21 protein-coding genes and 1 riboswitch are annotated in these 21,383 nt (G+C 43.1%); of the genes, 9 read left to right on the top strand and 12 right to left on the bottom strand.

Translation table 11 applies throughout. The features are described from left to right. Position 1: 1 nt before the first annotated feature. The gene (locus DC082_RS08305) at positions 2–970 is read right to left on the bottom strand and encodes a glycosyltransferase family 2 protein (protein ID WP_157957430.1); all 969 of its coding nucleotides are present in this window, start codon (positions 968–970) and stop codon (positions 2–4) included. Between the two features lie 140 nt (positions 971–1,110). Here DC082_RS08305 and DC082_RS08300 point away from each other — a divergent pair, with 140 nt between their 5' ends. After that, positions 1,111–2,241, top strand: coding sequence for a glycosyltransferase family 9 protein (locus tag DC082_RS08300; RefSeq protein ID WP_157957429.1), 1,131 nt, complete (start codon positions 1,111–1,113; stop codon positions 2,239–2,241). A 56-nt stretch (positions 2,242–2,297) separates the two neighbouring features. On the opposite strand, the gene DC082_RS08295 is transcribed toward DC082_RS08300, so the two are convergent. The 3 genes from DC082_RS08295 to DC082_RS08285 all read right to left on the bottom strand — a co-directional run bounded on the left by DC082_RS08295 (position 2,298) and on the right by DC082_RS08285 (position 4,915). Next, positions 2,298–3,962, bottom strand: coding sequence for a sulfatase-like hydrolase/transferase (locus DC082_RS08295; protein ID WP_109236572.1), 1,665 nt, complete (start codon positions 3,960–3,962; stop codon positions 2,298–2,300). 178 nt (positions 3,963–4,140) lie between these two features. Further along, the gene (locus DC082_RS08290) at positions 4,141–4,452 is read right to left on the bottom strand and encodes a hypothetical protein (protein WP_133243699.1); all 312 of its coding nucleotides are present in this window, start codon (positions 4,450–4,452) and stop codon (positions 4,141–4,143) included. Next, positions 4,391–4,915, bottom strand: coding sequence for a hypothetical protein (locus DC082_RS08285; protein ID WP_133243698.1), 525 nt, complete (start codon positions 4,913–4,915; stop codon positions 4,391–4,393). The genes DC082_RS08290 and DC082_RS08285 overlap by 62 nt, the downstream gene beginning before the upstream one ends. 282 nt (positions 4,916–5,197) lie before the next feature. On the opposite strand from DC082_RS08285, the gene glyS reads away from it, so the two are divergent. The 5 genes from glyS (at position 5,198) to DC082_RS10775 (ending at position 10,003) form a co-directional block, all read left to right on the top strand. Further along, on the top strand, positions 5,198–7,267 hold the full coding sequence (gene glyS / locus DC082_RS08280; protein WP_109236569.1) for a glycine--tRNA ligase subunit beta: 2,070 nt from the start codon (positions 5,198–5,200) through the stop codon (positions 7,265–7,267). A gap of 145 nt (positions 7,268–7,412) precedes the next feature. Continuing rightward, positions 7,413–8,045 carry an HAD-IIIA family hydrolase gene (locus tag DC082_RS08275; protein ID WP_109236568.1) on the top strand — a complete coding sequence of 211 codons (633 nt, stop codon included), beginning with the start codon at positions 7,413–7,415 and terminating at the stop codon, positions 8,043–8,045. A gap of 8 nt (positions 8,046–8,053) precedes the next feature. Next, positions 8,054–8,953 carry a lysophospholipid acyltransferase family protein gene (locus tag DC082_RS08270; RefSeq protein WP_109236567.1) on the top strand — a complete coding sequence of 300 codons (900 nt, stop codon included), beginning with the start codon at positions 8,054–8,056 and terminating at the stop codon, positions 8,951–8,953. Then, positions 8,953–9,552: a 16S rRNA (guanine(966)-N(2))-methyltransferase RsmD gene (rsmD, locus tag DC082_RS08265; RefSeq protein WP_109236566.1), complete on the top strand. Its 600-nt coding sequence runs from the start codon at positions 8,953–8,955 to the stop codon at positions 9,550–9,552. The genes DC082_RS08270 and rsmD overlap by 1 nt, the downstream gene beginning before the upstream one ends. A gap of 307 nt (positions 9,553–9,859) precedes the next feature. Then, positions 9,860–10,003: a hypothetical protein gene (locus tag DC082_RS10775; protein ID WP_157957428.1), complete on the top strand. Its 144-nt coding sequence runs from the start codon at positions 9,860–9,862 to the stop codon at positions 10,001–10,003. A gap of 40 nt (positions 10,004–10,043) precedes the next feature. Here DC082_RS10775 and DC082_RS08260 read toward each other — a convergent pair whose 3' ends face one another. From DC082_RS08260 to DC082_RS08240, 6 genes are all read right to left on the bottom strand, one after another. After that, the gene (locus DC082_RS08260) at positions 10,044–10,253 is read right to left on the bottom strand and encodes a hypothetical protein (protein ID WP_109236565.1); all 210 of its coding nucleotides are present in this window, start codon (positions 10,251–10,253) and stop codon (positions 10,044–10,046) included. Positions 10,254–10,620: 367 nt separating this feature from the next. Next, positions 10,621–11,697 carry a protein adenylyltransferase Fic gene (fic, locus tag DC082_RS08255; RefSeq protein WP_109236564.1) on the bottom strand — a complete coding sequence of 359 codons (1,077 nt, stop codon included), beginning with the start codon at positions 11,695–11,697 and terminating at the stop codon, positions 10,621–10,623. Positions 11,698–11,941: 244 nt separating this feature from the next. After that, a complete protein-coding gene (locus DC082_RS08250; protein WP_109236563.1) occupies positions 11,942–12,202 on the bottom strand; it encodes a type II toxin-antitoxin system RelE family toxin in 261 nt (86 codons plus the stop codon). Beyond that, the gene (relB, locus tag DC082_RS08245) at positions 12,203–12,424 is read right to left on the bottom strand and encodes a type II toxin-antitoxin system RelB family antitoxin (protein ID WP_109236562.1); all 222 of its coding nucleotides are present in this window, start codon (positions 12,422–12,424) and stop codon (positions 12,203–12,205) included. It lies immediately after the preceding gene. Positions 12,425–13,130: 706 nt separating this feature from the next. Continuing rightward, the gene (locus DC082_RS10770; RefSeq protein ID WP_157957427.1) at positions 13,131–13,307 is read right to left on the bottom strand and encodes a hypothetical protein; all 177 of its coding nucleotides are present in this window, start codon (positions 13,305–13,307) and stop codon (positions 13,131–13,133) included. 64 nt (positions 13,308–13,371) lie between these two features. After that, positions 13,372–13,641 (bottom strand): helix-turn-helix domain-containing protein, encoded by a 270-nt coding sequence (locus tag DC082_RS08240; protein ID WP_109236692.1) that lies wholly within the window; start codon positions 13,639–13,641, stop codon positions 13,372–13,374. An 827-nt stretch (positions 13,642–14,468) separates the two neighbouring features. Continuing rightward, a riboswitch (TPP riboswitch) is annotated at positions 14,469–14,593 on the top strand. Positions 14,594–14,640: 47 nt separating this feature from the next. Between DC082_RS08240 and thiB the strand changes: the two genes are divergently transcribed. The 3 genes from thiB (at position 14,641) to thiQ (ending at position 18,126) form a co-directional block, all read left to right on the top strand. Continuing rightward, on the top strand, positions 14,641–15,696 hold the full coding sequence (thiB, locus tag DC082_RS08235) for a thiamine ABC transporter substrate binding subunit (RefSeq protein WP_109236561.1): 1,056 nt from the start codon (positions 14,641–14,643) through the stop codon (positions 15,694–15,696). A gap of 43 nt (positions 15,697–15,739) precedes the next feature. Beyond that, positions 15,740–17,332, top strand: a complete 1,593-nt coding sequence (gene thiP / locus DC082_RS08230; protein WP_109236560.1) for a thiamine/thiamine pyrophosphate ABC transporter permease ThiP — start codon at positions 15,740–15,742, stop codon at positions 17,330–17,332. Positions 17,333–17,463: 131 nt separating this feature from the next. Next, positions 17,464–18,126, top strand: coding sequence for a thiamine ABC transporter ATP-binding protein ThiQ (thiQ, locus tag DC082_RS08225; protein WP_109236691.1), 663 nt, complete (start codon positions 17,464–17,466; stop codon positions 18,124–18,126). Positions 18,127–18,281: 155 nt separating this feature from the next. Here thiQ and DC082_RS08220 read toward each other — a convergent pair whose 3' ends face one another. After that, on the bottom strand, positions 18,282–19,709 hold the full coding sequence (locus DC082_RS08220) for a cytochrome c (protein WP_109236559.1): 1,428 nt from the start codon (positions 19,707–19,709) through the stop codon (positions 18,282–18,284). 3 nt (positions 19,710–19,712) lie between these two features. Beyond that, a complete protein-coding gene (locus tag DC082_RS08215; RefSeq protein ID WP_109236558.1) occupies positions 19,713–21,380 on the bottom strand; it encodes a GMC family oxidoreductase in 1,668 nt (555 codons plus the stop codon). Positions 21,381–21,383: the final 3 nt, after the last annotated feature.

Genomic DNA, 21,383 nt, shown 5'->3' with positions numbered 1-21,383 from the left:
TCTATTTTCCCCATCTAAATTTGAGATAAGCTATTACTAATTTGATCGGTAAACTCAACAACAGTAATTGCTCAATATACTTTATTTCGGAAGTAGCCATCTTCGTTTTTATCTTCTTCAAAATCACTAATTGTTGCTTTATAAAATCATCGTTAAAATTAGCCATCCATTTTAACGATCGTCTTTTTAATTTTTCTATTTTGAGGGCTATCAATTTTTGATAAAAAGGGTTATTTTCCACAAGATACTGTTGGTACATTTTCTCTATAACAAAGTTAAGATCTACAACATTTTTTTCTTTAATCGAAAAAGAAATGGAACCCTCTCGCTCTAAATAATCATAAACAATCATAGATGTTGCGCGAAGACTCTTCACATTTCGATATAGTAAGAATGACCATAATTCATCTTCATGATATATCCCCTCTTCGAAATAGAGATTATTTTCAATTATTAGATCACGAAGTACCAATTTTCCCCACGCTGTTACTGTCAACCGACCTTCAACGTACTGATGATAAATCTCATCCGTAGAGGATGAACAAAGATCTTTTTGAAAGCCTATTTCTAAAGTATCCCCTTGTGGCGTAACTTTTTCAAAATTACCTATTACAACATCACAACACTCTTCATCACTCTTTACCAAGCTTACCAAATCAGTTATTGCGCTGGGATAGCTTAAGCTATCATCACTATCTAAAAAAAAGAGATAATCCCCGCTAGAAGCATCTATGCCGGAATTTCTAGCAGCGGACAACCCCTTATTTTCTTTATGTTGAACTAAAATAGTGCGCTTAGTCGCCTTATAAGCTTCTATAACTGTAAGGGCTAGATCAATACTATTATCTGGAGTACAGTCATCAACTAAAATTAATTCAATATTACTATAATCTTGTTCTAAGACAGATTTCAAACAATGCTGAATTTCTGCTTCAACATTATAAATGGGGATGATTATCGATATTTTCATAAATCGCCTACTGTATGAATATCTAATATCCATAGATTAACTAAGTGTTATACTTTACATATTTATCGGTATCTATTGTATGTCATTTTGCCACTAAGATGCCGACTATATTTTTTGATTAACCAATAATGCTAATAAGTATGAAAAAAGACAATTCTGATAATCTCTCATTACCCACACTTGTATCAAAAACCGACAAAGTTTTGTTTATTATCCATCTAGCAATTGGTGACTTTGCCTATCTACAGAGCGCTTTTAGTGTATTCAAAAAACATTATCCGAATCTAAAGATAGATCTTTTTGTTGTGGAGAGTCGTTGTACAACAGATGAGAGTAGATGGCCTCTTTTAGAAAAAGATGTTATTTACGATTGGTTAGAAGGCTGTGGCTTATTCAATAAGATATACCGTAAAAATTATGCTCCACATTTTTTTGCGGAAGCAATTGAAGAAGCTAAAAGAGAGAACTACCCACTTATTATCTCTTTTGGTGATGTTCACTCTGAACCCACAGAAAAGTATGCTAGAGAAATGGCAGGACCTGATAGTATTGTGGCCGGACTTAAACTGCATATCAATTGGTATCGACTCAAATACCAAATCTATAAGAGAAAACTCTGGAAAAACTTGGATATCACTTTCAAATCCATCCCAATGACAAAAGGGCGTCATATTAGTGATCTTTTTGCATTTTGGTTTGAGCAAATTGGCGGATATACAATGATATCTGAAGAAAAATATCCTTTCATCGACATTCCGCAATACTGGAAAGATAATACAGCTCAAAAACTAGCAAAACTTAAAAAGCCCCCTTCCCAACAAATTATCTTTATCAATTATCTTGCAAAAGATCCTAATCGCTCATGGAAATTAGCACAGGCAATTGAACTAATAGAGAAGATGCAGCAGTTACCTCAATATGCTAATGCACTCTATTTTCTTAACACTACGCCAGATCATCTCTCTGAAATAAGTGAAGCAATTCAAACCGCTAATTTAGCAAATACTATTCCTTTTAGCGCAACTGATAACTTTTATGAACTACCGGCAATTTTAGAACAGTCTGATTTAATTATCTCTGTGGAGACATCGATTATTCATCTTGCCAATGCTGTAAATACACCTTTAATTGCTTTAATGAGACACAAAACTCCTGAATGGGAACCTCTCAAAAAAGAGATTACCGAAGTTATTTGGTGTCATAAAAAGAGAGATAAAATTGTAGATATCTCTCCGCTTGATGTTATTGAAAGAGTAAAAGCCTATTCCTAAAATAGGCTTTCAACTTTTCAGCAATATATCGATCTATAGCTTTAAATTCATAACTCTTAAAATTGTGGTGCTAAAGAGATAACATCAATTTCTTCTAATTCCTTCTTCTGTGCATCACTTTCAAAGAATGGAACTGCCCTGTCATAGACAAAATGGGGATTAGCATCTTTTTCAAAAAGTTCAAAATACTCCGTAAATTGAGCAATATCACTATCTTGATAACCTAATGCTGTCATCAATAATGCCGGAATATAGTAGTGACTCTTAATATTCTGATCATTTTTAATATTTTCAATGGTTACTGATTCATTAAGAAATTGCGGTCCAATAAATAGAAGCGGTACAGTAGCTTCCTTAATATCGGGGTTGCGGGTATCACAATGAAATGATTTCTGCCCTGGCACATCAAATGTTTGCCCATGATCAGAAGTATAAACAATGGCAACCTGCTCTTTATAAGGTAATTTTTCTAAAATAGCTTCAAAATATCGATCAGTTTCAAAACGCGCTCTATTTTTATAGGTATTGATAATCTCTTCTCGTGTAGCCTGACTTAAAACAGGACTTTTCATTCCCGGTGAAAACACCTCTGAGATACCCGACTTATAATAGGGAAGATGAGCACCTTGTTTAATCACTAAAAAGAATTGCTTCTCTTCTGGATATTGCTCTCTTTTCGCCAAAATAAGATCGATTAACTCAGCATCATCTTCACCATTAACTTGAATGATATTGATCTGATCTCTCTCTTCCGTCGTAAAATAATTATGACCAACACCATTAGCCTGAGCATCAATTAAGTAAGGAGTAAATCCCGCATGCTTTGCGATTTCCCAGATGTAGACAATATCCGTTCCTAAGAGATCCTTCTCCTCTTCTCCATATCGTACAAATTTGCGAATAGAGGCATTTGATAAGTCACTACAGTTGGCATAGGAGATTGCCTTACCAAAATTCGTAATATTATCTTTAGGATAACGTTTTAAAGTAGGCGTTACATTTCCCTCATAATTTAGATCGATCAAATCCCAATTAATCGATTCATCAATCGTCATAATAACTGTATTAACGCTATCTGAATCTGCAACAAAGTTGAGGTAGTTAGCTCTTTCTCTAGGCTTTAACTCATCATTTATCTGGCTATTTTTCACACTAGCATAACTATAAACAGCTAATTGTACTGTAGGTAATATAAATCCTGGACGTCCAATTAATCCTCGCCCTTGAGTCTTTATCAGCGAGAGACTATAAGCAATAAGAATTACAATATAGATAGTTGAAGTGATAATCGATCCGCGCCAACGTAAGCACCAAGAACTCGGCCAAGAGTAAACCAAGATAAAAGGAATATGAATTAATACCGCTTTTAAAAACTGATCACCATATCCCATAATGGCATCTGTTAAATTTCCCTTTGCTTGGATAAGCGTTATTAAATCACTAAAGGTTAAATAAGTTCCTACAGCATTGTAATAAGTTAAATAGAATAGAGAATTAACCATAAATACGAGTAAAAATAACCACTTAATTACCCGTTTACTATAAGAGAAAAAAGTCACTAAAATCAGCGTTGCAATTAACTGAGCTAAATAACCTGCTAATTTAGACCACCACTCAACCATCGTATAAAAAGAGAGGCGATCATCAATAAAAACAGCGTTAATTAAATAGTATGTAATTGATAGAAGTATTAATCGTATAAAAAATGGAAAGACTTTCATTAAACCTACTTATGAATGTGTGACTAGTAGCAAAAATATGGTAAAAAATAAATTAATGTGCTTAAGCTTAATAGAAAATAGAATAAATACAAAAATAATCACATAAGATAGCTCAACTCCCTGCCACCGTTATGACTTAACACCACCACAACTATTTATACATCTTGCCTTCTCTTTCTTAATCTTCTTTTCTATAACAATGCCTTTTCAAAAAGTGATCCGCTTCCTTAATCAACTGGGCAATCTTCTCTATCGAAAGGGTATTCTGCTCGTTATTTGAGAAGAGATCTTCCTTTGGATTGACGAGCATAATGGCTGAAGTTTTACTCTTTTTTCTACCGCTCAATCTAGGGACTTTTTGAATGTTTTTAATTAAGGGGTATTCTGCTTGGTGCTGCTGAAACTGCTCTCTTAGATAACGAATCATCTTACGTTTCATCGGCGTTGTGATCGGCTCTTGATGCTCTAAGGTACGAATCGCTAATTCCATCTCTCTTTCGGCGTGGCTTTGCAATTGCAGATATTGTTGCTCCCCCAATTCCCCTGCTGGGGATAGCCATAAAACATGTTGTCCGCCCCCTTGGTTCGCCGTATGTTTCCAGTGAGCAGAGATTCCTAATTGCGATAGTTGCTGTTGTAGCGCTTAGTTGGTCACCATGAATTCCGGCAACGGTCTTATCCTCAATAATGAAGAGATATTGATTCACGCGCGCGACCACATCAACCTTACGGTACTGCCGTTTGATCTTAAAGTGATCTTTAGAGATCGGCTCAGAGAGTGGTGGATAGCCTGATTTCTCTAGAAACTGATTGATCAAGGTTAAAGCAAGCTTCTGGAGTCGAGGATCTGCATCTTCAAATTCGGGATTTGCATGGGCTAAGAGCCAGCAGATCATCGCATCTTGGGAGAGCTCGGAAGTTGCATAGCGGAAAAGATTGGGGATTTTTTTCATAGCGGAGATCGATTGTTTTAATACTAGTTTTAACACTTTTTTTAAGGGCGCATCAATTAGATGCATCGATTTTAATAAGCTCTATTACAGAGGTGCCATCTGAAAAGTTCAGCTAAATGGTATTGAATGAAATAGAGATTTCAAATCAGATAAATAGGTTACTAATAACACAAATTCTCTTCATTCGACACAATATGAGTGAGAAAGCCGTTTGAATACGCTAAAATAACCGGTTATAAAGGAACAATCGATTATTTCATACACTTTTTAGATGGAATCACAATGATTAAAGAGACGCTACTGATTGAAATTGGGACGGAAGAGCTTCCTCCACGAGCATTGAACAATTTATCCAACGCTTTCAAAGCGGGTATTGAAGCAGAATTGAAGGCGAAGAAGTTAGAGTTTTCAGAAATTGAGGCGTATGCTACCCCGCGTCGTTTAGCTGTTGTGATTTCTGATCTACAGTCGGAACAGGACGATTATAGTAATGAACGCCGTGGCCCTGCACTTCAGGCGGCGATGAAAGATGGCGAGCCGACGCCGGCACTTTTAGGCTTTGCACGCTCTTGTGGCGTTTCGGTGGAACAGCTCTCACTTTTAGAGACTGAGAAAGGCGCTTGGTACACCTTTAAAGAGGAGGTGAAAGGGGAATCGCTCGCGTCACTTCTTCCGGCGATGATTGAGAAGGCGCTTAAAGGTCTACCGATCCCCAAACGGATGCGCTGGGCAGATCACGATTTTGAATTTGTTCGCCCCGTTCGTTGGCTTGCGGTGGTCTATGGCGATCAGATCTTAGATATTGAGATCTTCGGCATTAAGGCGGGTAATGTGAGCCGTGGACATCGTTTCCATACAAAAGCGCCGGTCACGATCACCCATGCGAAAGATTATGAAACCATTATGGAACGCGAAGGGCATATTATCCCGAGCTTCTATAAGCGTAAGGCGATGATTGAAGAGCAGATCAATGCCGCGACAAAAGGGATCGGTGCGCCCATTATCAATGCCGGCTTACTTGATGAAGTGACGGCACTTGTTGAGTATCCTAAGGCGATGATTGGTCAGTTTGAATCCCACTTCTTAGATGTGCCGCAAGAGGCGCTGATTATCGCGATGGAAGATCATCAGCGTTACTTCCCCATTGTTGATGAGCATGGCAAATTGGTGGATAAATTCTGCTTTGTGAGCAATATCGTCAGCGAAGAGCCGGAAGCGGTGATCTCAGGAAATGAGCGGGTGATTCGTCCTCGCTTTGCCGATGCGGAATTCTTCTGGAATGAAGATAAGAAGAAGCCCTTAAGCGATTATTTAGCAGATCTTGAAAATGTAGTCTTCCAGACAAAATTGGGATCTCAAGCGGATAAGATTCGCCGAGTCGCCACCTTGAGTGAAGCGATTGCGGCAGAGATTGGTGCCGATACAACACTTGTCTCCCGTGCAGCACGCCTTAATAAAGCAGATCTTATTAGTGATATGGTTCAAGAATTCCCTGAATTACAGGGAACGATGGCGCGCTACTATGCGCTCAATCAGAATGAAGATCCGATTGTGGCAGATAGCCTTGAGCAGGTTTATTGGCCCCGCTTTGCCGGCGATCGTCTCCCGGAGAGCAAAGAGGCATTAGCCTTAGGTCTTGCCGAGCGTTTAGATACCATTGTGGGGATCTTCTCGATTGATGAGATTCCAACAGGTTCGCGTGACCCTTATGGTCTTCGCCGAAATGCCCTTGCGGTATTGCGTATGTTGATCGAAGCGGAGCTCAATCTCGATCTCTTAAAATTGATCAAAATTAGTGCCGATACAATGCCGGCGGAGATTGAGGCGGAAAAATCGGTCGATACCATCTTCACCTATATCTTCGATCGTCTGCGTGCCTACTCATCCGATCTTGGTGTTTCAAGCGATGTCTTTGCGTCGATCTCTGAATTGAAATTAACCAATCCGCTCGATATCTACCATCGTCTCCTTGCAGTTGCGAAATTTAAAGCATTGCCGGAAGCAGGAACTCTGATCGAGACCAATAAACGTATCCACAATATTTTAGAGAATAACAGGTCTGAAGCGGCATTGCCGGCAGTCTCCGCATCTCTTTTAGAGAATGATTCGGAAAAAGTGCTCTACAATGCAAGCCAAGCGCTTAAAGAGGAGATTGGTAAACTTTCAGCAGCGCGTGATTATCAGGCGATTTTACAAGCATTGAGTAATTTAGCGACGCCACTTGCGAACTTCTTTGCCGATACCATGGTGATGACCGATGATCTTCAAGTCCGTCAAAATCGTATTGCGCTCCTGACAGAGATTCGTGATTACTTTGAGACAGTGGCCGATATCTCTAAATTGCAACTCTAATTCTACAACTCTAATTCGAGTAAGAAGATGCTAGTTTAACGCGTATCAAAATCGAGGGGAGCATTCTGAGGAGTGTCTCCCCTTTCCCTTTCTTAGAGGGTGATCATTTAACAATAAAACCTAAATAGAACCTACGAGGTCAGTGATGAGAGAAAAGAGTAACGCGCACCAAGATGCGCAAGAGAAGCAGCCCCTTCCCCGCCCCGATCTTGTGATATTAGATCGTGATGGCGTTATCAACCAAGATTCAAGCGCCTATATTAAATCGCGCGATGAGTGGATTCCTATTCCCGGCAGTTTAGAAGCGATGGCGCAGCTGCATCACGCCGGCATTAAGATCGGTATTGCCACCAATCAACGGGGGATTGCGCTTGGGCTCTATGATCATCAAGCACTCGAGGAGATGCATGAGAAGATGCGCATCCTTCTCGCCGAACATCAAGGAGAGATCGATATGATCGCTTTTTGCACCGCCGATGATCCCCATCACCCCGATCGAAAACCCAATCCCGGCATGTTGCTCTCCATTATTGAGGCATTAGCGCTCCCGAAAGAGAGTGTGATCTACTTTGTGGGCGATAAAAGCTCCGATGTAGAAGCAGCACAACGGGCAACGAAAGAGAGCGATTATCAGGTAACGCCGATCTTAGTTCGAACCGGCAATGGCTTAAAGAGTGAAAAAAAGATGAATGATTCTTCGCTCCTTACCTATAATGATCTAGCATCTTTTGTGGATGCGCTCTTATTGAACCGAACCATCCCATCTACAGAGGAGTAGAATAGCGTATGATCACTTGGATTCGCTCACTGATAACCTTTATCGGCTTTCTCTTTATCTATCTCGTGATTACACCGGTGATGCTGATAAGTACCGTTCTTCTGACCGGCTCTTGGTATCGAAATGTGACGATCGCTTGGTCCAAAATTTTAGTGGGCTGGATGCGCATCGGTGCCGGCATCGATTACCGAATCATCGGCGCGGAGAATCTCAAATATCTAGAGAAAGCTCCGCACTTTATTGTCTCCAATCATCAATCGGCATTAGAGACTTTAATCTACACCATTATTCTACCGCCCCACTCCTTTGTACTGAAAAAGGAGCTGCTCTATATTCCCTTCTTCGGCTGGGGTTTGGCAAAAGCAAAACCGATTGCGATCAACCGTAAAGATGGTAAAAATGCCTTAAAACAGATCTCTAAACAAGCAAAAGAGCGCTTTGCAGAAGGGCGATCTGTCATTATCTTCCCGGAAGGAACACGCGTTCCCTTTGGTGAGGTGGTTCCCTTTAAGAAGGGGGGCTTTATTGTGGCAAAGCAGCTTGAAGCACCGATTCTCCCGATGGCGATTAACTCTGGAATTGCCGCGCCGAAAGGCCGTTTTCTTAAAGAGCCGGGGATTATCACCATTGTGATTGGTGCGCCGATCGAAGCAACATCACGGACAACTTCGGAACTTGCCAAAGAGACGGAGAACTGGATTCGTGGCCATATTGTCCCTTCGCTCAATGTTTCAAAGATCCCATCAGAAGCGGAGATCAAAGCTTTAACGGCGCCGATCAAATCCAAAGAGACAAAGAGAGAGAAAACCGTAACGGCAGAAACAGAAAATAGGGTGGAAACAGCTAAGATGCAAAATGCCGAAGAAAAGGAAATTGCCAAGGTGACTGAGGCAGAGGTAATGAAATAATGAGACATTCGGTACAGATTATTGGGGGCGAATATCGCTCCCGTAAGATTGAAGTGATCGATGCCGATGGCCTACGCCCGACCGCTTCACGCGTTCGCGAAACGCTCTTTAACTGGTTACAGATCTCCATTCCCGGATCGATCATTATCGATGCCTTTGCCGGCACCGGCGCTTTAGGGATTGAAGCGCTCTCGCGCGGGGCAAAAAAGGCGATATTTATCGAAAAAGATGCCAATGTCTTTCGCTCTTTAACGCAGAATCTTCGCACTCTTAAAGTGCCGGAAGAGCGCTATCAGCTCATCAAAGGAAGCGCCTTAGATGCCTTAACGCCGGGAAATAACCTGCATCAAGAGATTCTTGAACAATTGCCCCAATATCCCCGGCAACATCTCTTCCTCGACCCCCCTTTTTTCCATGATCTCTATACACCACTTTTAACAATTTTAGAGGGGAATCCCATTCTCTCAAACTTAAGCTCCCTCTCTTTAGAGATGCCGGTCAAAGCCACCTTCGATCTCGAAAAAGCGCTCGCCCCACTCCAACTAAGTCGCGAGATGAAGACAAAAGAGAGTAAGGTGTTTCTTTATAGGGAAGTTTAAGGTCGGAATCGATAACCAAAAATGTGCATATAGTCGTAAAAATGCTTCAAATGGTTAATCGAAACAAAAGAGGCTGTTGAGTTGCCGGATCTTACTATCTCGCTTTTCCAGAAACTGCGTGCCGGCAAATAGGCATCAAAGATGCCAAACCGCAGGTATGCAGTAATCATAAGAATAAAATCACCTCGGCATCATGGATGCCGATTGGCGGGCATGCACTGGTTAAAAGAACGAAATGGTTGGCTCCCGCCGCTCAACAAACTCTCTTAAGAATCATCAAAATAATTTATTGAGACAAAAGAGGCTGATGAGTTGCCGGAAATCACCTTCGCATGCTTTCACAGATCTCATGCCGGCAAGAGGCAATCCTCAATTACCGACTGATCTATTTTGCATAGATCTCTTTCTCCCCGGCGCTGAAAGCGCCAAACTGCGGGCATGCGCCGATTAAAAGATTGAGATGGTTGGCTCTCGCCGTTCAGCAGATTCTCTTAAGAATGATTAAATGCGCCTTTACCTACTATTTTAATTAATCGTTGCAAAAGCTGACGCTCTTTAGAAGAGAGTTTTCTCTCATCAAAGTATCGATATCTTTTTTCACAAAGATAGAAGATTTCCTCAGGTGTGAATTTTTGTTTCTTTGTATCCCATAGTATTAAATCTAAAAAAGGATACTCTTGTCGATTAATATCATTTTTCATATCTATCCTCTTTTAAAAAATAGTAGAACTAACAGAAGCTGATGAGTTGCCGGAAATCACCTCTGCATGCTTTCACAGATCTCATGCCGGCAAGAGGCAATCCTCAATTACCGACTGGTCTATTTTAAATAGATCCTTTCTCCTCGGCGCTGAAAGATGCCAAACCGCGGGCATGCACCGGCGAAAAGATTGAGATGGTTGGCTCCCGCCCCTCAACAAACCTTCTTAAGAATAATTGATCAAAATTAATTGAGATAAAAAAAGCTGAACGTTGCCGGATCTTACTACTGCGTTCTTCCAGAAACTATGCGCCGGCAAAGGGGCAACTTCTTACTGCCCTCTTTACCGGCTTCAATAACACTTAGTTTTACTCGCTCATCAACTCAAGTAAGCGTCTATTAATGAATAACTTCTCCCGACCTTCAGTATGCTCTGTCAAAACACCAATATCACAAAGTTTTTGTAGATAAGTCGATGCCGTTTGCCGTTTTGCGATCCCCTTATCCACTAAGTTCGAAATTCGGCAGTAAGGCTGTTCAAAGAGAATCTCTACTAACTCTCGCGTATATATTTTGGGTTCTCTCTCCTGAATGAATCGAATCGTCTCCTCCATCAGCATCGTGATCGCTGCTATCTTCTCTTTCGTCCAAGTAGAAGTCTCCTCGATCGCTTGAAGCATAAAAAGAATCCAACTCTCCCAATCTCTATTTTCTGTCACATTACGTAGTAGACGATAGTAATCGCTCTTATGCATCACAATATAACGACTAAGATAGAGAATCGGAAGCGTTAATAGCTCCTTCTCAATAAGATAGAGAATATTGAGTATTCGCCCTGTTCGACCATTTCCATCAATAAAGGGATGTATCGCTTCAAACTGATAATGGAGGATGGCTAATTTTACTAACGGATCAAGATCATCTTCGGCATGCAGAAAGTCTTCCCAATTTTTTAGTAGTGAACGAATCTTCTCCTCTCCTGCCGGAGGTGTATAGATCACATCGCCCGTTGTACTATTGCGGAGCGCTGTTCCCATCTGTTTACGCACATTCATATTTGTGCCCTTCATTGTGCTACAGATCTCTATGGCTGTTCGGCTCGATAGTGGAACATCCTTCAATGAAATAAAGCCATTATAGAGCGCCCGGCGATAACTTAATGCCTCCTTCGTCATAGGATCAGCATTGCTCTCTTCTACTGCATATTGGAAAAGCTTATCTGTCGTAGTGACAATATTTTCAATCTCGGAGCTTCCTTGCGCTTCCAAAATGGGCAATAAGTTAATCAGCAATCCTTGATTAGGAAGTAGCTTCCCCGCTTGATTCAATTCCGCCAATGCCGCTCTTGCCGTAATGCATCGTTTAAGAACTGTTATTGTCTCCACCTCTTCATTGGGCGGTAGTAGCGGTAAATCGTTATAAGGTTGATCTGCAATCCAAGTCATCACTTTTCCTATAAAGTTTTTTAAAGCAGTATAGGTTGATAAAATCGACATATCAATAAAACATGTTTAAAAAACCGAAAAAAATCGACACGTTTTTACGATATGTTGATGGGATCGACATATTTGTCGAGTCTTCTCGCATAATAATAAGAAATAGAAGCTGAACGGTTGCCGGATCTTACTATCTCGCTTTTCCAGAAACTGCGTGCCGGCAATATGGGCATTATCTAATAACTTAAAGTCGCTATTTGTAGATCTCTTTTCGATGTCCGACATTAATCACTTCGATAATGATCTCTCTATCTAAGATGTTACAGAGCAGACGATAATCCCCAACTCTGTAGCGCCAATCAGCAAGATTACCTCTAATCGCTCGCCCTTTTGCTCTTGGATCAGAGCAACCGACTAAGTTCTTTTCAATCCAATTTAAAATAAATAACGCCTGTGTTTTATCGATCTTCTTTAAAGATTTTACCGCTTTCGCCGTATAGATCACTTGATACATCTATAATCCTAATGCTTTTTTGACTTCATCATGCGTATAGGTTTCAGGGTGCTCTTCATTATAAGCAATAGCCTCTTTCAAGAGTTTTAAATCGAGTTCATCTTCCATTTTCTCAATCACACTATTTTTAAATAAGGTCGATAAGCTCTGTCCATGAAAAGCGGCATATTCTCTAAAGATCTTCTCTTCTTCTCTATTTAATCTAATACTAACGATTGTCATAACTTCACCTCTACATCAATGATGTCATACATTGTAATACGATTGAAGATCCATAACAATTGAGTAGAATAGAAGCTGATGAGTTGCCGGATCTTACTATCACGTTCTTCCAAAAACTGAGTGCCGGCAAATAGGCATCAAAGATGCCGAACCGTGGGCATGCACCGGTTAAAAGAATGAAGTAGTAGGCTCCCGTCGCTCAACAAACTCTCTTAAGAATCATCAAAATAATTTATTGAGACAAAAGAAGCTGATGAGTTGCCGGTTCTCACTATCACGCTCTTCCAGAAACTGTGTGCCGGCAATGAGGCAATCCTCAATTACCAGCATATATGTTTAACTACTGTTTAAGATCTGTTTAAAGAACGTTTAATTATCTCCTGGTATTCTCATGCCGAACCGCGGGCATGCGCCGGTTAAAAGAATGAAGTAGTAGGCTCCCGCCGTTCCAAAAATCTTCTTAGAGCAACTCGATATTTATCATGATGAAATATGTTGATAGGATCGACATATCTCTCGGATATGTTTAAAAAACTGAAAAAAATCGACACGTTTTCACGGTATGTTGATGGGATCGATATATTGAGAAATCAGAAAGCTTCTATCTAAGCATTAAAAAAACCTCCGCTTGGGAGGTTTCTAACAGAGCTGTAAAGTATCAAAATCTCTTGAATTATAATAGAGCCATCTTTATAGATAACTAAAATTAAGTATTCGCTAATAGCTCAAGACCTTCTTTATTATTTTCAAAACAGCGGTCAAAAGCTCTTTCTACTAGTTTAGAGTGACTATTTTCAGATAATGCTGGGCGTGAGTGCGCGATAATACCTCTGTCTCTCTCAGGTACTTGCATCTCCCGATCTTTTAAAACTGCATTTGACATAATCTTATCCATCCATGAATTTGCTTATTGCAAACAGTCATAGAATAAACAGATTCCAAAACTATTACACATCTATAGAAAATCTTTTCCCGGTAGGGAGATTAATATTAATACTCATTGATCCACCTAGTGCCTCGACATATCTTTTCATTGTAGAGAGTTTAATATCTTGAGTCATTTTTTCAATTCCTGAAAGTGTAGGCTGGAATACTCCTAATATCTGGGCAATCTCCTTTTGAGTTTTGCGCAACTCTTTTCTAATTAAGGTAAGGCTATATTCCAAATCTAATTGATCGGTTAACTCTTGAATACGTTGTTGACTCTCTGCCGACATATATCTTTGCGTAAATTCTTTAGAAGAAATTCTCTTTTTATCTGTTTTAAGCACTTCTGTTTTCATATTTTCTCCCTTTAGCTTCAACTATAAATCCGCAATCACGGTAAGTAGTATTGACGCCCCTCACCTCTTTTCATCCAGAACATCAGCAAATATCCTATCAGCGAGCGGAATCATTTTTTATAAAAGTCATTATCTTTCCAACCCTTAATAATAAGGTCATATCTCGGCATAGGATAGATATCCTCTAACAATATAAGCGTAGCTCTCTTCTGCCATTACAAGGACGATTGAGGAAATTATTTTCTAAACACAAAGTGGGAGGTCTGCAAATCAAATTAGACTGCATATGTACAAATCAGTAATAATTAATCTCCCGGCATTCTCAATGCCAAACTGCGGGCATGCGCCGGTTAAAAGAATGAAGTAGTCGGCTCCCGCCGTTCAACAAACTCTCTTAAGAATCATCAAAATAATTTATTGAGACAAAAGAGGCTGATGAGTTGCCGGTTCTCACTATTGCGTTCTTCCAGAAACTACGTGCCGGCAAATAGGCATCAAAGATGCCGAACCGCGGGCATGCAGTAGTCATAAGAATGAAATGATTGGCTCCCGCCGCTCAACAAACTCTCTTAAGAATCATCAAAATGATTCATTGAGGCAAAAGAAGCTGAATGGTTGCCGGTCCTCACTATTGTGTTCTTCCAGAGATTACGCGCCGGCAAATAGGCATCAAAGATGTCAGACTTCGAAGATGTACCGGCATGGGCTTTTACTTAATATCTTGTTCTGTTTACAGTTCTTACCAAAGCTTCTACAATAGCTCTATCTCAACGGGGTGCTGTTACTTTGGAATTGATCGAGTTAGATCACTAGAGGAGAGCTGAGATTTCACCCGTCGAACCTGATCCGGACAATACCGGCGGAGGGATTTGAGAGTCGAGATGCCTGCGGGCTCTTCCTCAAATCCTGTGACACACTTACACAGGAGCCGTTATGACAAATCGAACCCTTTCTTCCCCCCTTAAGCGCCTTTCCCACTCTTTTCGTCAACCGCTTCGTCGAACATTGTTGGTGGCATCGCTATTAATATCGAGTATCACTACTTTTGCTTTTGCCGAAAAACCGACATTGACCGTCTATACCTACGATTCCTTCGTCGCCGAATGGGGTCCGGGGCCACTGATTAAAGAGCGCTTTGAAAAAACGTGCGATTGTGAATTAAAACTAGTCTCACTAGGCGATGGCGTTTCGCTCCTCAATCGTCTGCGCATGGAAGGGAAAAAGAGTAAGGCGGATCTGATCCTCGGACTCGATAATAACCTGATTGCCGCCGCAGAAGAGACTGATCTCTTTACGCCGGCGAATATCGATCAATCAATGCTGAAATTACCGATCGAATGGGAGAACAAAACCTTTATCCCCTACGATTATGGCTACTTCGCCTTTATCTACGATAAAAGAAAGATTAATAATCCCCCAACAAGTATGGATGAGCTCTTAGATCCTGAAAACAAGTGGAGCATCATCTACCAAGATCCGCGCACTAGTACGCCGGGATTAGGCCTTCTTCTCTGGATGGAGAAGATCTACGGTCAGGAGACTGAATCTGCATGGCAAAAGATGGCGAAAAAGACCGTCACGGTGACCAAAGGTTGGAGCGAATCATATGGGCTCTTCCTGAAAGGTGAGAGCGATTTTGTCTTAAGCTATACTGCATCGCCGGGCTATCAGATGCTCTATGATAATGATGATAACTACGCAGCCGCGCTCTTTGATGAGGGACATTATCTACAGATTGAGGTGGCGGCTAAATTGAAAGCAAGTCCCCATCCGGAACTTGCCGATCAATTTCTCCAATTTATGTTAACGCCAGAATTTCAAGAGACTTTGCCGACCACCAACTGGATGTATCCGGTGATCGATATCCCCTTGCCGCCGGTCTATAAAGCATTACCATTGCCGGCAAAAGCGCTACTCTTTGGTGCAGAAGAGGTGGCGAAAGAGCGCCAAAATTGGATCAAACTGTGGCAATTTGCCGTAAGTCGATAGAAGTTATGATGACTATTCGTGATAACTTTTATGATTCCTCTCTATGATTAATCGGCAATTGATCCCCGGCTTGATCGCCTCAACGATCCTCGTGACTGTGGCGCTTCTTGCCTTTGGGGCGCTCTGGTGCTTCTCCCCTTCAATCTCTCTTGCGGAGATTTTAGGGGATCGCTACCTGTGGCATATTATCGGCTTTACCTTCTATCAGGCGCTACTGTCGGCACTGCTCTCGGTCGGTCCGGCGATTTTGCTAGCCCGAGCGCTCTATCGTCGCCGATTTGTCGGGCGCACATTGCTGCTTCGCCTCTCGGCAATGACCTTAGTCCTTCCGGTTTTGGTGGCGGTTTTTGGTATTCTCTCGATCTATGGCAAAAGTGGCTGGCTTGCAACACTTCTCCACTTTTTCGGGCTGGAGTATCACTTCTCCCCTTATGGTCTACAGGGGATTCTACTTGCACATGTCTTCTTCAATCTCCCCTTAGCAACGCGCATGTTGCTACAAGCGTTAGAGGGGATCTCCGTAGAACAGCGGCAGATCGCCGCGCAATTGGGGCTCAATGAGTGGCAACAATTTCGCATTATGGAGTGGCCCTATCTTCGCCGGCAACTTCTTCCGACCGCAACGCTCATCTTTATGCTCTGCTTTTCAAGCTTTGCCACCGTCCTTGCATTAGGGGGCGGACCGCGCGCAACGACGATAGAGCTTGCGATCTACCAAGCATTAAGTTACGACTTTGATCCCGGAAGAGCCGCTATTTTAGCGCTGATTCAGCTCTTTTTCTGTATCGGCTTGATGTTAGTGAGTCAACGCCTCAATAGCGCCTTTGCCGTAGGAACGACAACGCGCCGATCCTGGTTTGATCCGGCAGATAATCGCTTTCGCCAAGTGCGAGATTTTGTAGTGATTATGATCGCTCTGCTCCTACTTCTGCCACCATTGATCGCGATCATTATTGATGGACTCAATCGCCGTGTGTGGGAGGTATTGCAACAATCGGCCCTCTGGCAAGCCACCTTCACCTCACTCTTTATCGCCATATGTGCGGGCCTATTAGCGGTGACACTCACCATGATGCTGCTCTGGAGTAGCCGAGAATTGCGTCTCCGCCGAGCAGTTAAATGGGGGCAAGCGATGGAATTAAGTGGCCTCTTAATTTTAGCGATGCCGGGGATTGTATTGGCGACAGGATTTTTTATCCTCTTTAATGAGACGATCGGTATTCCCCAATCCCCCTATGCATTAGTGATTCTGACCAATGCCCTCTTAGCGATTCCCTATGCTCTAAAGGTACTTGAAAACCCGATGCGCGATCTAGCCGAGCGTTACAATCCACTCTGTCATTCATTAGCAATTAGCGGATGGCGCCGATTAAGAATTATCGAACTTCGCGCACTCAAAAAGCCGATCGCCCAAGCATTAGCATTCGCCTCAGTGATCTCCATTGGTGATTTTGGTGTCGTGGCACTCTTTGGAAATGAGGATTTCCGGACCCTTCCCTACTATCTCTATCAACAATTAGGCGCTTATCGCACCAATGATGGCGCTGTAACGGCGATGCTACTACTGCTTCTCTGCTTGATGCTCTTCACCTTTTTAGAGAAGATTTCAGGACGCGCTATCGGAGAAGAAAAATGACAAATAGAATGATCGAACTGAAGAATATTCGCTACCATTTAGAGCGCTCGAAAGCGGAGGAGAAAGCGGGTAAAAGGGCTCATCAAGAGAGCCCAAAGAACAAAACCGGCGGAGAGGCACCTCCCCGATTAATGCAATTTGATTGCACCATCGAGCGTGGGGAGAGAGTCGCCATTATGGGCCCAAGTGGTGCCGGGAAGAGTACCCTTCTCAACCTTATTAGTGGCTTTCAATATCCAGAAACAGGAGAGATTCTTCTCAATGGTCAAGACTTTACCACCACACCGCCGGCAAAACGACCTGTATCGATGCTCTTTCAGGAGAACAATCTCTTTAACCATCTGAGCGTTCAGCAAAATATCGGCTTAGGCATTGCACCGACACTGCGCCTAAAAGCGGAGGAGCAGAAAACTGTTGCAGCAATTGCGGAGCAGGTGGGGCTTACAGGATTGCTCGATCGCCTACCCGGAGAGCTCTCCGGCGGACAGCGACAGAGAGTCGCCCTTGCACGCTGCTTTATTCGCGAGCAACCTATTCTTCTACTCGATGAACCCTTCTCCGCACTCGATCCGGCCCTGCGTCATGAGATGCTTCTCTTACTCGAAGAGCGTTGCCGTGCGCGCGATATCACCCTGCTGATGGTCTCCCACAATATTGAAGATGCGCATCAAATTGCGCCTCGAACCTTAGTGATCGATCAAGGGAAAATCGCTTATGATGGCGCGACTGAGAAGCTCCTTAGTGGGGAAGATCCAGCAGCGCTACTATTGGGAATCTCAAGCGAGGAGAGATAACGCCCTCTAAAAAACGTCAAAAAAGTACCATCAAAATTGATGGCACTTATTGATGGCACTTATTGATGACACTCTGCCGACTTATATGAGATATCTTAAATCTCTGCCGGCACTTCATGCCCTCTTCTTTATACTCTCTCCTTCACGCCCTCTTCTTAATGCCTTTTTCTACGGAAGCGTATCACGCCCCAAAGGATTAAGAGTAGAATCACAATTCCGGCAATAATCATCCCCGGCGCAATAAAGGGTTGCACCTCTAAGAGTAACGGCGCGGGGCCGCCTAAACGGACTTGGCGCACCATCTCTGGGGTAATCTTCACCGATTGATTGCCATATTTCTCATAGACAAACTGCACAATTTTCGCGATCTGTGCATCATCTAAAGCCTGCGTAGGTGAGTTTTCCCCAAAGTTCGGCATGTAGTATCGGGTTTCTCCCACTTTTCGATCAACTCCATTGAGAATTGCGGCAATCGCATTGCTCGGATTGTAATCTCCCGTTGCCGTATTGTGATAGAGCGATGGATAGAACTGCTCAGGCGTTCCGCTCCCATCATTCTGATGACATGATGAACAGTAAGCACTATAGAGGCTCTCCCCACTCTTTAGAGTGTGATAGGCATCAACAGGCTCTGTTCCCCGAAGGAGAATATCCACATCAAATGGCGCACCGTAACTATCCCGAGGTGCTTTCTGCTCACTGCTCTCGATCGCTTTTACACTACGAATATAGGTAGCAATTGCTTGAAGATCCTCGATCCGAAGATGTTGAAAACTATCGGAGACTGCTTCTGCCATCGGCCCGCCCGCTTGCGCTTTCCCATCGAGAAGCCCTTGCTGAAGATAGGTGACCAGATCATCTTGAGACCAATTACCGATCCCGGCATTGATGCTTGAGGTGATATTAGGGGCATACCATGAACCAAGCTGTCCGCCGGCAAGGTATTGACTCTTCTTCTCTCCCATCATCATATCTCGGGGTGTGTGACAGGTACTACAGTGAGCAAGTGCCTCTACAATATAAGCCCCACGATTCCACTCATCACTCTGTGAGGTGTCTGGCTGAAAGGGTCCTTTATCGAGAAAGAGCCCATTCCAAACAATCATCATCGAACGCATATCGAAAGGAAATGGGAGATCTGTATGATAAGTCGGCGCGATATTAACAGGCTCTACCGCCGTCATAAAGTAGGCGTAGAGATCAGCGATATCTTCATCATTTAACTTCGTATAAGCAGTATAGGGCATCGCTGGATAGAGATGCTCCCCATCGGCACGAATACCTTTTCGCAATACATCGCGAAATTGCTCAAGCGTATAATTCCCGATTCCATACTCTTTTGAAGGGGTGATATTACTAGAATAGATATCGCCTAGAGGAGAGCTTACGGCATAACCGCCGGCAAAAGGTTTTCTCTCTGCAGCAAAGTTGGTGTGACATGCCTGACAATCCCCTAAAATGGAGAGATACTCCCCGCGCTTGGGATCTCCCTTTATGGAATCGAGCGAATCTGCCAATGCCGGCGTGGCGTAACCCAAAGTGAATGAGAATGTTAGCAGGAGAAGTTGAGATAATTTTTTCATAATTTACTCCATACTTTTAAGTAGATCATCCGCTGCACGCAGACCGAGCGCCGCCATCGAGAGCGTCGAGTTGACAACACTCGATGAAGGCATCGCACCACCCCCGGGGAGCCAGAGATTATCATGATCATAAGTCCGGCAATAGCTATTCACAACCCCATTTTGCGGCGTATCACCCATAATATTGCCCCCCATAATATGGTTATTAGGGACAAATTCTGTGGTCACAACCACCTCTTGCCCTTTAAAGAGTGCGGCAATCTCTCGCAATTTCTCCTGCGCCGCAATACGACCACGACGCGTATAATCCCCAACATCGTAGTAGATATCAGGACAGGCTAAACCTAATGCATCTTTACGGGTTTTACTCAAGGTGAGGCGATTCTCCTCAGAGGGAAGAACCTCTAACATGATATCCCAATAGACCGAATGGGTTGTTCGCTCCCGAATTTCGCGCTGTAGCTCTTTTCCTTCATACCCTTTCTCAAGCGCTACTTGTGTCTCTGCCAAATTGCGATTGAGGTTATTCATAATAATTAAGAAGGCGGCATGATCTCGGCGGAATCCACCATCACGATAACCTACCATTGCGGCACTCTGCGCCGGCCCTCTACCCACCCAGAGCGGATCTTTCGATTGGAAAGAGCAGTGAATGCCGGAGTGATCCATCATATTCTTCCCCACTAAGCCGGAGCTATTATTGGCAATGCCATTCGGATTACTCTCATTAGCGGCAAGCAGCAGAAGACGCGGCGTTTCGATCCCATTACAGGCAAAGACAAAGCGTTTTCCACTCACCTTATGGGACTTCTTATCACGATCGTAGTAGTGAATCGCGGTAATACGATTATTTTCATCATTATCCACACGATAGACAACCGTTTCTGAGAGAACCGTTGTACCATTTCGCTCTGCACGCACCACATGATGAATCCCGTTATACATCGCACCAATGGGGCAGATCGGCATGCAGTTATTGTTACCACAGCAGACAGGACGCTCCTCCCAAACTCGTGAGCTTCGTCCTTGTGGAATAGGGACTAAGTGACAGCCAAATTCATTCGTAGTTGCTGCAACTGAACGCTCAAAGTAGGACCAAGGGATCATCTCCATCGGGTAAGGCTTACTGCGCTCCGGTGGCGATTGCATCTTTGGATCTCGAGGTCCGGCGACACCGATCTCATACTCTGCACGGGTATAGTAAGGTTCAAGATCATCATATGTGATCGGCCAATCTCGGCCCACGCCGTAGAGAGACTTCATCTTAAAGTCATGAGGGGCATGGCGCCAACAGGAGGCAGCCCAGTGCCAAGTGGTTCCCCCTACCGTTTTGAGATAATCTTGCGCATACGCTGCGGCATTAGGGCCGGAGAGCTTAAGATATCCATTATCAGGGAAATAATCGGGGAAAGGAGCATTGGGAGATTGTGGATAGAGGCTCTGATAATCGATCCCTGCACGATTCTTTTCCGGCATATTACGAGAATTCTCAACAATCTGCCCTCGCTCAACACGAAGACCGGCATCAAGCAGGAGGACGCTATGCCCCTTTGCCGAGATCTCTGTTGCCATCATCGCCCCCACAATTCCACTACCGACAATCACTACATCGGCTTCCCAATCCCCATTTGCTAACTGCTTAGCGCTATTTGTTACTCTATTTTCTGCCATATT

The sequence above is a fragment of the Ignatzschineria indica genome (assembly GCF_003121925.1).
GTDB classification, from domain to species: Bacteria; Pseudomonadota; Gammaproteobacteria; order Cardiobacteriales; family Wohlfahrtiimonadaceae; genus Ignatzschineria; species Ignatzschineria indica.
The sequence above is the reverse complement of the archived record's forward strand: the minus strand, read 5'-3'. Positions and strand labels throughout refer to the sequence as shown.